This is a genomic window from Desulfurivibrio alkaliphilus AHT 2 (genome assembly GCF_000092205.1).
Classification (GTDB): domain Bacteria; phylum Desulfobacterota; class Desulfobulbia; order Desulfobulbales; family Desulfurivibrionaceae; genus Desulfurivibrio; species Desulfurivibrio alkaliphilus.
The window spans coordinates 1,589,925-1,604,764 of record NC_014216.1; the positions used below are offsets into that span (position 1 = coordinate 1,589,925).

12 protein-coding genes are annotated in these 14,840 nt (G+C 61.4%); 3 read left to right on the top strand and 9 right to left on the bottom strand.

From position 1 onward, the window contains the following. Positions 1 to 5: 5 nt before the first annotated feature. On the bottom strand, positions 6 to 1,286 hold the full coding sequence (gene purD, locus DAAHT2_RS06895; RefSeq protein WP_013163570.1) for a phosphoribosylamine--glycine ligase: 1,281 nt from the start codon (positions 1,284 to 1,286) through the stop codon (positions 6 to 8). 712 nt (positions 1,287 to 1,998) lie between these two features. Here purD and DAAHT2_RS06900 point away from each other — a divergent pair. Then, positions 1,999 to 2,592, top strand: a complete 594-nt coding sequence (locus DAAHT2_RS06900) for a TetR/AcrR family transcriptional regulator (protein WP_041719461.1) — start codon at positions 1,999 to 2,001, stop codon at positions 2,590 to 2,592. Between the two features lie 203 nt (positions 2,593 to 2,795). Here DAAHT2_RS06900 and greA read toward each other — a convergent pair whose 3' ends face one another. The 4 genes from greA to DAAHT2_RS06920 all read right to left on the bottom strand — a co-directional run bounded on the left by greA (position 2,796) and on the right by DAAHT2_RS06920 (position 10,128). Continuing rightward, positions 2,796 to 3,281: a transcription elongation factor GreA gene (gene greA, locus DAAHT2_RS06905; RefSeq protein ID WP_013163572.1), complete on the bottom strand. Its 486-nt coding sequence runs from the start codon at positions 3,279 to 3,281 to the stop codon at positions 2,796 to 2,798. A 449-nt stretch (positions 3,282 to 3,730) separates the two neighbouring features. Then, entirely contained in the window at positions 3,731 to 7,738 is a 4,008-nt protein-coding gene (locus tag DAAHT2_RS06910; RefSeq protein ID WP_013163573.1) for a tetratricopeptide repeat protein, read from the bottom strand. Continuing rightward, positions 7,738 to 9,036, bottom strand: coding sequence for a DegT/DnrJ/EryC1/StrS family aminotransferase (locus tag DAAHT2_RS06915; RefSeq protein ID WP_013163574.1), 1,299 nt, complete (start codon positions 9,034 to 9,036; stop codon positions 7,738 to 7,740). Before DAAHT2_RS06915 ends, DAAHT2_RS06910 begins: the two co-directional genes overlap by 1 nt. An 84-nt stretch (positions 9,037 to 9,120) precedes the next feature. Then, positions 9,121 to 10,128, bottom strand: coding sequence for a sigma-70 family RNA polymerase sigma factor (locus DAAHT2_RS06920; protein ID WP_157861433.1), 1,008 nt, complete (start codon positions 10,126 to 10,128; stop codon positions 9,121 to 9,123). 268 nt (positions 10,129 to 10,396) lie between these two features. On the opposite strand from DAAHT2_RS06920, the gene lepA reads away from it, so the two are divergent. Then, positions 10,397 to 12,193 carry a translation elongation factor 4 gene (gene lepA / locus DAAHT2_RS06925; protein WP_013163576.1) on the top strand — a complete coding sequence of 599 codons (1,797 nt, stop codon included), beginning with the start codon at positions 10,397 to 10,399 and terminating at the stop codon, positions 12,191 to 12,193. A gap of 245 nt (positions 12,194 to 12,438) precedes the next feature. On the opposite strand, the gene yihA is transcribed toward lepA, so the two are convergent. The 4 genes from yihA to DAAHT2_RS06945 form a co-directional block, all read right to left on the bottom strand. Then, a complete protein-coding gene (yihA, locus tag DAAHT2_RS06930) occupies positions 12,439 to 13,041 on the bottom strand; it encodes a ribosome biogenesis GTP-binding protein YihA/YsxC (RefSeq protein ID WP_013163577.1) in 603 nt (200 codons plus the stop codon). Between the two features lie 121 nt (positions 13,042 to 13,162). Continuing rightward, positions 13,163 to 14,035, bottom strand: coding sequence for an ATP phosphoribosyltransferase (gene hisG, locus DAAHT2_RS06935; RefSeq protein WP_013163578.1), 873 nt, complete (start codon positions 14,033 to 14,035; stop codon positions 13,163 to 13,165). Beyond that, a complete protein-coding gene (gene hisI / locus DAAHT2_RS06940) occupies positions 14,032 to 14,412 on the bottom strand; it encodes a phosphoribosyl-AMP cyclohydrolase (protein WP_013163579.1) in 381 nt (126 codons plus the stop codon). Before hisI ends, hisG begins: the two co-directional genes overlap by 4 nt. Before the next feature lie 10 nt (positions 14,413 to 14,422). Continuing rightward, a complete protein-coding gene (locus DAAHT2_RS06945; RefSeq protein ID WP_013163580.1) occupies positions 14,423 to 14,611 on the bottom strand; it encodes a hypothetical protein in 189 nt (62 codons plus the stop codon). Between the two features lie 85 nt (positions 14,612 to 14,696). On the opposite strand from DAAHT2_RS06945, the gene DAAHT2_RS14630 reads away from it, so the two are divergent. Next, complete coding sequence (locus DAAHT2_RS14630; protein ID WP_157861434.1) at positions 14,697 to 14,840, top strand: hypothetical protein; 144 nt, start codon at positions 14,697 to 14,699, stop codon at positions 14,838 to 14,840.

A 14,840-nucleotide genomic window follows, 5' to 3' on the forward strand; every position in this document is an offset into this window, starting at 1 on the left:
TGTGGTCAGCGGGGGCGCAGGGCCTTTTGCCCAATATCCCGCCGGAAATAACAGTCGGGCCATGAGATCAGCCCCACCGCCCGGTAGGCCTGGGCGATGGCCGCCGGCAAGTCATCGGCCAGGGCGGTTACGCCCAGCACCCGCCCGCCGGCGGTGACAATCCTTTCGTGCTCACGGCGCGTCCCGGCATGAAAAACCTCCACCCCGGCCAGCTCTCCCGCCGCCTCCAGGCCTTGGATATCCCGACCGGAGGCATAGGCACCAGGGTACCCGCCGGCGGCCATAACCACGCAAACGGTGGGGCGGGGATCGATATCGAGGGTAATCTCGGCCAACCGCTGATCAATCACCGCGTCCATCACCTCGGACAGGTCACTGCGCAAGCGCATCAACAGCGGCTGGGCCTCGGGATCGCCAAAGCGGCAGTTAAATTCCAGCACCTTGGCCTCACCCCGGTCGATCATCAGGCCGGCGTATAACATCCCTCGGTACGGGCGCCCCTCCGCCGCCATGGCTGCCACCGTGGGATACATGATCTTTTCCATCACCTGGCGTTCCAACTCCGGCGTCAGTACCGGCGCCGGCGAGTATGCTCCCATGCCGCCGGTATTGGGACCCTGATCACCGTCAAAAACCGCCTTGTGGTCCTGGGAGCTTGGCAGCGGCAGCACCGTCTTGCCGTCGGTGAAAGCGATAAAAGAGGCCTCTTCCCCGGTTAGAAATTCTTCAATCACCACCTGGCTGCCGGCCTCACCAAAGGCCTTTTCCCCCATGATCAGTTCCAGGGCGGCCACAGCCTCCCCGCGGTCGGCGGCAATGATCACTCCTTTCCCGGCGGCCAGGCCATCGGCCTTAACCACCACCGGGTAGCTCACAGCACCGCCATCAAGATAGGCCACCGCTTGCGCCTGGTCCTGGAATACCGCATAGGCGGCAGAGGGGATCCGGTGCTTGGCCAGCAGGTTTTTCATGAACACCTTGCTGCCTTCCAGGGCCGCCGCTTGTCGACTGGGCCCGAAGATCCGCAAGCCGGCGGCGGCAAAGTCATCAACTATCCCCCGGCTCAGGTGGGCCTCGGGCCCCACCACCGTCAGTGTGATACCTTCGGCACGGGCAAAAGCAATCAGTGCCGCATGATCCGTGGTGTCCAGATCGACATTGGTGGCCACCGCCTCGGTCCCGGCGTTGCCGGGAGCGCAGTAAACTCCGCTTACCCGGGGAGAACGGGCAAAACTCCAGGCCAGGGCATGCTCACGCCCCCCGGAGCCGATTACCAGAATTTTCATTGTAACTCTCTTCCTTTCCGGTCTTTCCGGTCGCCGCCGGGCCACGGGAAAAATAAGCGATTGCCAGGTATCCCAGGGACCTGTTTGCTCTTTTGCAGCTTCGCTACGCTTGGGGCTTCCGGTTTTTCAGTTAACGGGATACAGTTCTCAGATTGTCGGAAAATACCGTCAGCAACGCCCTTTTGTCAAGCCACACGACACCACCGGAGCTCAGATTGCCGGAAAATTACCAATGCCGCCGCTGATGGCCAAGAAGACCAGCAAACAACCATTTTCTCGACCAGACGAACAGCCTGCGGAAACACGGAGCTTAACACCACGCAAGGTGGTAGTAGCAATATTATTCTTGACAGGTCGCGATCATCATGAATAAATATGGTAATTTTAAAAAAATAAAAATGAATGATGGTTCACCCATTTTTTTGAGCCACCAACCCAGAGACCACCCACCCCAGTCGGTCAGCCAGTTTGCCGGCCGCCGGTCTGGCAGCCTCGCTAAACCACCGTCACTTCGAGTGCCAATGGTTTTGGCGGTCCCATGATTTATGGGCCGTCTGACAGTCCTTATTTCATCGGGCTGTCAGACGGCAAGCGCAAACGGGCCCGACCGGGAATTGTATCTTAAGGATTGTTATCTTACGGCACGAAATGGCAGGCCATTTTGGGCCTGCTGCCGCGCCCCCTATTTACCGAGCCGGGACTCAGTCTTGCCATGATACGTACCGCCGACAAACACGCCAAAATTATTGAGGCCGCCATCAGGGTCTTTTCCCGCAAAGGTTTTTTTCATGCCCGCATCGCCGACATCGCCAAGGAAGCCCAGGTGGCAGACGGCACCATCTACCTTTACTTCAACAATAAGTACGATATTCTGATTTCCCTGTTCGAAGAGGAGATCGGCAAAATCATCCTGGAGGTCAAGCTGCTGCTGGACTCCGAGGCCGGCGACGACCCCCGGAAGATGCTGCGGGTTTTCGCCCTTCATCACCTGCAGTTAATGGATGACCGCCGGGAGCTGGCGGAGGTGCTGCAAATGGAGTTGCGCCAGAGCAACAAATTCATGCGCGAGTACCGTCTAACCAAATTCAGCGAATACCTGGATATTATTTCCGGGATCGTCAAACAGGGACAGCAGCAAGGTATTTTCCGCCCGGATGTACTGCCCGGCGTTTTTAAACGGGCCTTTTTCGGGGCCCTGGATGAAACCGCCCGGCTGTGGGTACTCTCCCCCGATCACCCCTATTCCATTGAAGAGACCGCCAACCAGATCACCGATGTCTTCATCCGGGGGATCAATACCGACTGATCGAACAGTCCGCTGAAAACGCCGGTCCCGGCTTTTTCGGCAGCGACGGCACCTCGGTTCAAGAGTTGCTGATCTGGCTCTGGCGAGCTACGGGTAAGCACCCGCGGGGTGCCAAAGCTTGCGGCTTTCTCCCGATGCCGCGCACTCCAGCACAAAGGCCGAGCCCACCCGCAAGCTGAGGTGACCTGCAAACGCTTACAAGACTACCCCGCCTCGGGAGGGGATATCTCCATAACTTCGAACTGCCGGATCCCGCCCGGGGTCTTGACCACGACCTCATCGCCCACCGACTTTCCGATCATCGCCCGACCCAGAGGGGAAAGCACCGAAATGCTGCCATCCTCCACACTGGCCTCCTCCGGCCCCAGCAACTGGTAACGAATCTCGTCGTCGGTGTCGAGGTCAACCAGGGTAACCACCACCCCGAACACCACCCGCTCACAATCCAGGGCAGAGCAGTCGATCACCTCGGAACGGCTGAGCTTATCCTTCAATTCCATGATTCGCCCCTCAACATGGCTCTGACGTTCCTTGGCCGCGTGATACTCGGCATTTTCCTTCAAATCGCCATGCTCCCGGGCCGTCTCGATGGCCTGAATGATCCGGGGGCGTTCCACCCGTTGCAACTGATTCAGTTCCTGGCGCAGTTTTTCGTGGCCGTTTCGGGTCATGGGAATACGTTCAACCATGGGCCTGCTTCCTCCAAGCAAGAAATTTACGGACTCCTCAAACAAATCACATGTAAAATAAAAAATCGCGCCGTTCCATCCGCGGTACACACCTGGACGAAACGGCGCAAACTGGAGCACAAAAATAAAATGGACGGCCACTCCTGCGGGATCAAGACAGGGGCGCCGACCATTGCAGGAGCTTACCATAACCATTTCCCGATTGCAAGCAACTCCCCTTTTGCCGCAGGGCAACGTCAAAGTCGCCTGGGAACTGGACGGGGGCCGCGAAACCCGGTAGCGACGGGTTCGCCCGCCGCTGGGCGCCCCTGGCAATTGGCAGCGCAGGAGCCCCGCGGGCGCCTCGGAGGCGGGCATGGATGCCCGCCGAGAATGAGTCGCTACCGGGTTTCGCGGCCCCCACCCCGGTGCAACAACCAATGACTTTGACGTTGCCCTGCTTTTGCCCTCTACCAGCGGTAGGTCAGGGAGGAATCAAGCCGGCGCTGCCGATAGTCGGAGCCGGAAACAAGCCCAAACCCGGCCTGCCAGATCAGGCTGTCACTGAGTTCCAGAAAGAAAACGCCCTCCAGGCTCTGCTGCCCGTAGCTGGCGGAATCGTAACTGGTGGCATAGCGCAGTGTATAGTAGCGGGGCCGATCCCGCATAAAGGGGTCATCGCTCAACTGGTGCCGGAAGCTGAGGGCAAAGGTCTTGCGCCAGAAGTTGAGCGGTGCCCAGTAGGGATGATCATCATCGGCAAAGCCGTCGTCCAGCCTCACCCCGCCTCCCTGCGGCCCTTCCCGGGAATCCAGGTACTCATACAGGTAGCTGAAAGTCAGCAGGGTCGGATCGGGCAGCAAGGCATAGGTTGCCCAGAGGTCATAGCCGTGGGTCTGGTTGTTGTCGGAGAAATAACGAAAACTGTAGGCGGAACCTAACTCCAGCCGGGTCAGCAAATCCACCGCCCCCTCAACCGCAATGGTGTCGGCTCGGATGCCGCGCTGTAAAGCGGCCAGGGTATCTTCCACCGCCTCACGCCGGTAAGCGATCCTTCCCCGCAAGCGATCACCCAGGTCGCCGGCGATTTCAGCACGGCCCAGCACGGAGTTCCTCCCCTCCCCCGAATCTCCCGCCGTCAACCAGGCGCCGACCCCCAGCAGCAGGTCAACCCCGGCAAAGGCATCGCGACGGTAGAGCAGCTCCGCCTGATTGGCGTTGAGGGTACCGGGCCCGTCGGTATTGCGGTACCTTAAGCGACTGTAACTGAAATCCATCTCATGCCCCAGCAGCGGCGCCCACCAGTGGGAGGCGGTTAACGCCTCCCGGCCGCTGGCGACATAACCGTCACGACCTCTTTCCCGGCGGTACTCATAGCCCAGGGTGGAACGCTGGCGACGCTTGAGATCACTGCGCATCCGGGCTTCCGCCAGGCCGGGATAGTGCAGATCGGCCGCCTGCAGGCGCCGGTAAATGGCCGCTTCCGCCTCCCAGCGCTGAAATCGGCTGTGGACCCCGGCCAGGTCGTAAAGTATCGGCCCCTCGTCGGGATAGTTACTGTCAAGCTGCTCATACTCCCGAGCGGCGGCAAAAAAGTCTCGCCGCTCAATGGCCGCCCGGGCCCGCAACTCCAGGGCCAGGCGCTGTTGCCAGCGGTATTCGGCATAAAGAGGGGCCGCCACCCGGCGCAGCCGCGGATCACCCTCCAAGAGCCCGGCGGCATAGGCCGGACTCATCACCTCGTCGGTTAGTTCCGCCAGCGGGCTGCTCGCGCCGGTTATCCGGCCCCACAGTCCCGGCGGTTCTGCCGACGGCATCGCCAGCCCCAGCTCTGCCGCCCCGGCCGCCAGCAACGAGCCGACCTCCGGTGTTAAGCGGGACTCCAACTCCGCCAGAACCGGTCGCCATTGCCGTTGCATCCACAGGGCATGCAGCCGAGCCAGAGCCAGCGCGGGCTCACTCCAGGGGTGGGCTCGGCTCAGCTCCTCACTCAGCGCCACCACTTCAGACATATAGCCCAAGCGCAGCAGCAGTTCCAGTTTCTGGCGACGCACCTTGTAAAGCCCCACCCCGGCTGCCGGCAACTCCTGCAGGGCCTGCCAGGCCGCCCGGTTGTCGGGCACGGCGGCCAGGGCTTCCACCTGCAGCATGCCGGCCCCGACCGAGCCGGGCATGCCCGCCGCCGCCCGCGCGGCCAGCGCCGCCGCCTGCGGGAATCGCTCGTAACGCTGCAGGATCGCGGCCAACTGCAGTTGCCGGCCCGGATCATGTTGCGCCCACTCTTCCAGCCGGTCCATAAATTCCTGTTCGGCGGCCCGCTGGCCGCGCCGCTGGCTGATCATGGCGGCCAGCACCAACACTTCCGGCTCCACCTTGTCCTGCTCCAGCAACTCCCGCACCTGCTGTTCCGCCGACCACAGGGCATCGGCGGCCCAGAAAAAGCGGGCCGCACGGAGGCGGTCCGACTCATCCACCGGTTCCTCGGCCAGCAACAGGGAGGGCAGCAGGCGCAACACCGCCCGGTGATCACCACGGGCAGACAACAGGCGCAACCGCAGCATGGCCGCCGGCTCCTCACTCTGCTGCCGGGTCAAAGCGGTCAGCCACACTTCAGCTTCCGGGTAACGGCCGGTGGCCAGGGTCAACTCGAACAGGGAGCGATACACCGCCGGGAGATTTTCTCCCCACAACAGAGCCTTGCGCAACACCTGCTCGGACTCATAGGGCAAATCGGCCAACCGGTAAACCTCTGCCCGGCTCAAGGCCAGTTCCAACTGCCGCTGGGGCTCGGGAAATTCCGCCGCCAGCCGGTCAAGAGCCCGCAAAGCCCCGTCGCTGTCTCCAAGCTCAAGCCGCGCTTGCACCAGCTCTAAACGGCGGCTGAATGCAGATTCCACGGCCTCAAGATAAGACAAATGGAGCTCCACCCGCTCCGCTAAGCCCAGTTGGGCGGCCAGGCTCAGAGCCCGACGGCGCACCTCAAGTCTGTCCGGCTGTTGGGCGAGCAGCTCTTCATAGTCCTGCAGCGCGGCCCATGGCCGATTGCGACCTTCCGCCCAGGCCGCCCGGGCCCGCAACATCTCCGGATCATTGGGCGCCACAACCGCCAGCCGCGCCAGCACCTCTTCGGCCGCCTCCCACTCGCCCTGTTCCAGGTGGGCAAAAACCAGGGCGGTCATCACTCGCCCATCGTCGGGTTCCAGGGCATGCCAGGCGGCCAGGATCTCCGGGGTTCGCGTGCGCCAGCCGGGGCTGCGCAGCATTAGCCCGATCTCGTTTTCTCTCCCCAACCGGTCCAGCAGGCGCAGCTTCTCCGCCATAACCTCCGGTTGGTCGGGATAATAGGCCATGATCCGGGGATAAAGCTCCAGTGCCTTGGCGTACTGGCCCCGTTCCTGGTAGATCTGTGCTGCCTGCCGCAGTTTTTCCGGTGAGGCCTCACCTTCCAGGGCCAGCAAACGCTCCAGTACCAGCAGCGACTCCGCCTGCTGCCCGGTGGCATCATAAGCCTGCAGGGCCAACTGCAACACCTGCTGATCAGCAGGTTGCCCCTCCAGGGCCCGCTCCAGATAGGGCAAAGCCTGGTCCGGCCGCCCCAGCTCAAGGTGCACCTGCCCCAAACGCCGCAACAGCCAAGGGTTATCGGGGTCAGTCGCCAGGGCCGGTTGCAGGTAGCCCAAGGCCTCCTCCCCGCTTCCAGCCGCCAGCATATGCGCTTCCACCCGGGCCTGGGCCCTTGGATCGGCCGGCTCTTTGGCCAGCAGCCGGCGCCAGTATGCCACGGCCCGCTCCGACCGCCCCAGATCTTCGTGGACTTCGGCCGCCAGGCGCAACAACTCAGGGGCGGCATCGGGCCTTCCAGCCAGCCGGTTTACCAGCGGCCTGGCCTGTTGGGGACGACCCAGGCGCTGGTACAACCGGGCCAACTCTGCCCCCTCGTCACCGTCAACCCCCCGCAGCTTAACCAGACGCTCCTGGTATTCCAGGGCTTCGGCCTCCCGCCCCTGCCTGACCAGCGCCGTCACCAGACCGGCCAGAAGGTCGGGATCATCGGGGAACTGGACCAGCAGCCCCTGAAACAGTTCGGCCGCCCGCGCTGAACGGCCGACGGCCAGCAGGGCGGTGGCCAGACCCCTGGCATAGCGGGGCTCATAGGGTGCCGCTTCCCGCAGCAGCTCAAAGTGCCCCAGAGCCCGCTCCGCCGTTCCCAACTGCAACCAGAGCCGGGCCAACTCCCAGCGGGCCTCCCGGAGGTCCTCCCGTTGCGCCAACAGCTCCTCGTACACCGGGGCCGCCTGCCGGTATTCACCCCGGCGCACCAGATCACGGGCCTGCCGCCACTGCTTCAGCCAACCCGGCATCGGCCCGTCCTGCTGGGTAATCTCCCGGGCTGGCACCAGATCACCACCCACTTCCCCCAGAGCCGGCACTGCACCTCCCAGCAGGAGCAACAGCAGCATGACCGGCAGACGAACCATCAGTTCCGCACCGCACCTTTCCGGTAAAAGGAGCTCACCGCCGCCACCACTTCCTGCTGCATCTCGACGGTCAACTCGGGATAAATGGGCAAAGCCAGGGTTTCCCGAGCAGCCCGCTCGGCCTCCGGAAACACCTCGGCATGACAAGCCAGATGGGCGACACAGCCCTGCTTGTGCAACGGCACCGGGTAGTATATCTCACAGCCGATACCGGCCTGCTGCAGATGCGCCATCAGTTCATCCCGTCGGCGAACCCTGATGACAAACTGGTTGTATATATGATAGTCCTGTACACCGTCAGCCTCCGCCGCCTGCCGGTAAACCGCCTCCGGCAGAACCACGCCCTCTTCCAGCAGACCGGCGGTTTGAAACATCTGCCGGTAACGATCGGCATTGGCCCGCCGGGCGGCATGCCAGGCGGGCAGGTGCCGCAGCTTGATCTCCAGCACCACCGCCTGGATGGGGTCCAACCGGAAGTTACCGCCCACCAGGCCATGGTGATACTTGGGGGCGCCGCCATGTACCCGCAGGATCCGTATTTTCTCGGCCAGCGCCTCATCCCGGCACAACACCAGACCGCCATCACCGATACCACCGAGATTCTTACTGGGAAAAAAAGAAAAACAGCCGGCCACGCCCAGGCTGCCGGCCCTCCGCCAGGTGGGTAAGCGACCGCTTACCTCGTGGAACCCGTGATCGGTTACGGTGGCATGGGTAATGGGAACGGCGGTGCCGATGGCCTGGGCCGCGTCTTCCACCACTGGAATTCCATGCCGGGCGCAAAGGCTGAGCACCGCGCCCATATCGGCCGCCTGCCCGTACAGGTGCACTGGAATACAGGCCTTGACCCGGGCCGCCTCGGCCGGCCGAGTGTGGAAAAACTCCTCCAGGGCGGCGGGGTCGATATTATAGGTCTGGGGATCAATGTCGACAAAAACCGGTTGGGCGCCAAGCCGGAGGATACACCCCATGGTGGCGAAAAAACTGTAGGGGGTGGTCAAGACCAGGTCGCCCGGCCCGATCTCCAGGGCCATCAGCGCCACCAGCAAGGCGTCGGTCCCGCTGCTGACCCCGATGCCCTGCAATTCCACCGCTCTTTCGCCTGTTGCCTCCTGTGCCGCCCCATGCCCATTCTCACTTGGGCCGGTGGCGCAATAAGCCGCCAGTGCCTGCTCCAGACTCTCCACCCGGGGGCCCAGGATATAGCCGGTGGAGTCTATCACCTCCGCCACGGCCGCCATTATTTCCTCCCGCAGGGGAGCCATTTGTGGTTGTAAATCCAGCAACGGTACGGGCATTTCGCCACTTATCCTTTCAGGTTCAGTTTATAAGATTAAATTCTCACCGGCAGCCCGCTCAAAACGCGCCCGGCAAGGGGCCGTTCAGGCCGCCGGCCCAAAAAACTCATCTAAAAACTCCTTGATATCGGGAACCTCGTTTTCCAGATAGGTCCGCATCTTCTTGAGCAGGTTGGCCTCAATCTGGCGCACCCGCTCTCGGGAGATGGCAAAACGGTCGGCAATCTCCTGCAAGGTTGCCGGTTCATCGCTGAGCAGCCTCTCCCTGAGAATCGCCAACTCCTTCTCATTCAACGTTCGCCGCATTTTATCGAGGATGCCGGCCATCCACTCCCGCACCTCATCGGCGGCCACCCTTTCCTCTACACTGGGGCCGGCCACGGGAAGAAAATCCTTGCGTTCATCACCGGAATCTTCCCGCATCGGGCTTTCCAGCGACATGTCCCAGTTGTCCATGCGCTGGCTCATCTCGATGACTTCGCTCTCCTTAACATTAAGGCGCTGGGCCAGCAGTTTGGGTTCGGGCTTGAACCCCTGGGACTCCAGCAGCTTTTTCTCCTTGTTGAGACTGAAAAAAAGTTTGCGCTGGGCCTGGGTGGTGCCGATCTTGACCAGGCGCCAGTTGTCCATGATGAACTTGAGGATATAAGCCCGGATCCAGTAAGCGGCATAATAGGAAAATTTAACCTGGCGGTAAGGATCAAACTTCTTCACCGCCTGGACCAGCCCGATATTACCCTCCTGGATCAGGTCGAGAAAGTTCTGCATCCAGTATTTCTGGAAATCCATGGCCACCTTGACCACCAGGCGCAGGTTGGCGGTGACCAGTTTATAGGCCGCCTCGGGGTCACCAGTCTCCTTGAAAAGGCGCGCCAGCTCGTCGGTTTCCGCCCGGCTGAGCAGCCGGTACTGGCTGATCTCCTGCAGGTAACGGTGCAAAGCGGCATTACCCACCACCGGCAGATTAGCCGAGTCATCCAGGGTGACCAGGGGGTGAAATTCCGCTGTCTCCCCGTCGGCTGCCGACTCGTCACCGAACAGTTCGGCCTCGCCGTCCTCCGGGGGCAGTATTTCAGGATCATCTTTTTTCATAAGCAAAACCCGGCCTCGGCCGCCGGCAAAGGGCTGCAGCCGCAGGCAAATGACAAACTTCAGCGACCAATTACAATCAAACAAGGGTTGCAGACACCTGCCCCCTTTTAGCTGATTCGCAGCAATTTTACCATGATTAACCGTTAAGCGCATCCCGAGCGGCCCCGGGGCGCCCCTGGAGACCAAGCTTAAACCGTTGCCAGGGCGGGGGTTTTATGATAAGAATGCGTGATTTTACCCCGGCCACCACCAACCCCCACGGACAACCATGAAAAATATTAGAAATTTCAGCATCATCGCTCATATCGACCACGGCAAATCCACCCTGGCCGACCGCTTTATTCAACACTGCGGCTCGGTAAGCGACCGGGAGTTCAAAGACCAGCTCCTGGACAACATGGATATCGAACGGGAGCGGGGGATCACCATCAAGAGCCAGACCATCTGCTTGCCATACCAGGCCGCCGACGGCCAGCAGTATGTGTTCAACCTGGTGGACACCCCCGGGCACGTTGATTTCAGCTACGAGGTCTCCCGCGCCCTGGCGGCCTGCGAAGGGGCACTGCTGCTGGTGGACGCCGCCCAGGGCATCGAGGCCCAGACCCTGGCCAACCTCTATCTGGCCATGGAAAATGACCTGGAGATCATCCCGGTGATCAACAAGATCGATCTGCCCGCCGCCGAACCGGAAAAAGTGGCCCTGGAAATCGAAGAAGACCTGGGGCTGGAGGCTGAGCGGATCCAGCTCTGTTCAGCCAAGACCGGCAAGGGGGTGCCGGAGTTGCTGGAGGCCATCGTCAAGTACCTGCCGCCACCCACCGGGGATCCGGACCTGCCGCTGCAGGCGATGATTTTCGATGCCCAGTACGACTCCTTCCGGGGCACCATCATCTCCTGCAAGGTGGCCAACGGCCGGGTCAAGGCGGGCGACCAGATCAGCTTCTGTTCCACCGGCCGCAGCCACAAGGTGGAAGAGGTGGGCCATTTTCGCTTTAAAAAGGAACCGGCCAAGGAACTTGCCGCCGGCGAGGTTGGTTATATTATCGCCGGGATCAAAAACATCGCCGATGCCCAGGTGGGGGACACCATCACCCTGAAGGAAAACCCCTGCGCCAAACCACTGTCCGGCTACCAGCCGGCCAAGCAGGTGGTCTTTTCCTCCATCTACCCGGTCTCCACCGAGGATTACGAGGACCTGGCCACCGCCATGGAGAAGCTGACCCTAAACGACGCCTCCCTGACCTTCCAGAAAGATTCTTCCTCCGCCCTGGGTTTCGGCTTCCGCTGCGGCTTTCTGGGGCTTTTGCACCTGGAGGTGGTCCAGGAACGGCTGGAGCGGGAGTTCGGCCTGTCGCTGATTCTCACCGTGCCTTCGGTCAACTACCATGTCTACCTTAACGATTCCACCATGGTGGAGGTGGACAACCCCGCCTATTACCCGGACCCGGGCAGCATCCAGCGGGTGGAAGAGCCCTACATTAAAGCCACCATCATGATCCCGGAGCGCTACATGGGGGCGGTGATGAACCTCTGCATGGAGCGCCGGGGGGTTAACAGCAATCACCACTACCCCATGCCGGGCCGCATCGAGTACACCTGCGAGCTGCCGCTAAGCGAGGTGATCTACGACTTTTACGACCGCCTCAAGTCCCTGACCCAGGGGTACGGCTCCTTCGACTACGAGATACTGGATTACCGTACCGGGGACCTGGTGAAAATGGACTTGCTGGTCAACGGCGAGCGGGTGGACGCCCTGTCGCAACTGGTCCACCGGGATAACGCCCGGGCCCGGGGGCTGTCCGCCTGCGAAAAACTGAAGGAAGAGATCCCCCGCCACATGTTCAAGATCGCCATTCAGGCGGCCATCGGCGGCAACATCATCGCCCGCACCACCGTTGCCGCCATGCGCAAGGACGTACTGGCCAAGTGTTACGGCGGCGATATCACCCGCAAGCGCAAACTGCTGGAGAAACAGAAGGCCGGCAAGAAGAAGATGAAGACGGTGGGCAACGTGGAAATCCCCCAGAGCGCCTTCCTGGCAGTACTGAAATCCGACGACTCGTAAACCTCCAGCAGCACCGCACCTTGCGGCGATCGGCCCGGCTTGCGCCGTGAAATTTAGTAGAAGTCGGTTGTTGCCATGGGGTGGGGGCCGCGGCAACCGGTAGCGGCTCATTCTCGGCGGGCATCCTGCCCGCCTCCGAGGCGCTGGGGGCCTCCTGCGCGTCCATGCGCCCGGCCCGCCAGCGAACCCGCCGCTACCGGTTGCCGCGGCCCCCGTCCAGGCTGCAAGGGGCTTGCATGTTGGCCCTATTCGCCCTGGCAAGTGCTCATAAGATAAGTTTCCAGTCTTTCCAACAGTTCCTGTCGGCCTTCGCCGCTGAGGGAGGAGAAGAGGAGGCGGTCCTTGGGGCTGACGCCCAGAGCGGCATCCAGCAGGCGGGCCTGGCGCTGCTGCTGGTTGCGGGAGAGCTTGTCCTTCTTGGTGTAGACCGGCAGCCAGGGAATTCCCTGGGCCTGGAGCCAGCCGGCCAGCATCCGGTCCGACTCTTTCAGGGCGTGGCGCAGGTCGATGATCAGCACCACGCAGCGCAGGTTGGGGCGGGTTTCGAGGTAGGCGGTGATCAACTCCTGCCACTTGGCCTGGAGCCGCTTGTCCACCCGGGCAAAGCCGTAGCCGGGCAGATCCACCAGGTGCAACTGATCACCCACCAGATAAAAATTGAGGCTCTGGGTCTTGCCGGGCCGGGCGCTGACCTTGACCAGATTTTTGCGCCGCAACAGGCAGTTGAGCAGGCTGGACTTACCCACGTTGGAGCGCCCGGCAAAGGCGATTTCCGGCAGATCCCCAACCGGCAACTGGGCCAGGCTGAAAACGCTGTCCACAAAACTGACTTTCTCAACCTGAATCATTATTTTTCCCCGTAATCGTTCAGCAGTGCCGCAGGTGAGGTCTTGCAGACAGGCGCAGCGTACATCAGTACGTAAGCCTGGCTGATCGCCCGAAGATGCGGTGCTGCTGAACGATTACCTTTCAAATGACTTTGTTCAGCGAATACTCAATGATTCCTTCGGCCCCGCTTCGGAGCAGGCGGGGAATGAGATCGCGCACCTCATGCTCGGAGATCACCGTCTCCACCGAAAACCATTCCTGCTGATACAGCGGCGAGATGGTGGGCCCCCGCAGGCTGGGCAACAGTCCCACCACCTCCTCGAGCTTTTCCTTGGGCACGTTCATCTTCAGGCCCACGATGCGGTCGGCCCGTAGCGCCCCTTTCAGCAGCAGGGCGATGTTTTCGATCTTTTCCCGTTTCCAGGGGTCGGCCCAGGCGCTTTTGCTGGCAATCAACTGGGTGTTGGAACTCATCAACTCTTCGATCACCCGCAGGCCATGAGCCCGGATGGTGCTTTCGGTCTCGGTGACCTCGACAATGGCGTCGGCCAGCCCGGAGACCACCTTGGCCTCGGTGGCCCCCCAGGAAAAGGCGATATCCACGTTGATATTACGGGAGGCGAAATATTCTTTGGTGAAATTGACCAGCTCGGTGGCAATCTTCTTGCCCTCCAGGTCTTCCGGCCGCTTCACCGGCGAATCGCCGGGTACCGCCAGCACCCAGCGGGTGGGCTTGCGGCTGACCTTGGAGTATACCAGGTCCGCCACCACCACCACCTCGGAGCGGTTTTCCAGGGTCCAGTCCTTGCCGGTTATACCGGCGTCCAGCACCTCCTTTTCGATGTACATGGACATCTCCTGGGGGCGGCAGATGGAGCAACTGAGCTCCGGGTCGTCGATCTCGGGAAAGTAATTACGCGATGAAAGCTTGATCTGCCAGCCCGACTTGGCAAACAATTCGATGGTGGCCTTTTCCAGACTGCCTTTGGGAATACCCAGCTTCAACTGATTCATTTCTGATAAACCTCCGCGGGATCAAAAACCGGGGAATCGGTAACTTCCAACTCTTGGCCGTCGGCGCTCAGACGCCGGTAAAAGCAACTGCGATGCCCGGTGTGGCAGGCCGCCCGGCCCAGCTGTTCAACCTTGAACACCACCGTATCTGCGTCGCAGTCCACCCGGATCTCGCAGATCAGCTGGACATGGCCCGAACTCTCCCCTTTCAGCCAGATTTTGTTGCGCGACCGGCTCCAGTAGTGGGCCTTGCCGGTGGCCAGGGTCCGCCGCCAGGATTCTTCGTTAATATAGGCCAGCATCAGCACCTCGCCGCTGGCCTGATCCTGGACAATGGCCGGCAGCAGCCCCTGTTCTCCCTTGCTGAAATTAAGCATCGGCTTTCCTTCACTCACTGTTGGTCGCCTTTTTTGGGCGGTTGGCGGCAGATTGCCCCGCCGCTGCTCCCCGTCGCCGCTCCTGGCCGACAAAATGGATGATGCAGGCGGTTCTGAACTTGCAGTACTCGTTGGGGCGACGGCAATACGCCTCGTCCTCGGGCATCTTTTCCCGGTATTTCTCGCAAATGAGTTCCATAGACCACTCTGCCGGCGAAAGGCAAACAAAAAGCAGCAGAATATGCGTATCGCCCCGTGCTGTCAAGGAGTAAAGCCCAAAGCGGATGGAATCAAAACAATATTTTTCCTCTTTTTGGGGCGGCAAGCACGGCAAAATCTGGTATATCTGCCGCCTGCCTGGCGCCCCCCTGACTCCGGCGGCTCCGCAAGAAGGCAGCCCCGCCCAACCGATGGCCAATTTGCCGTAA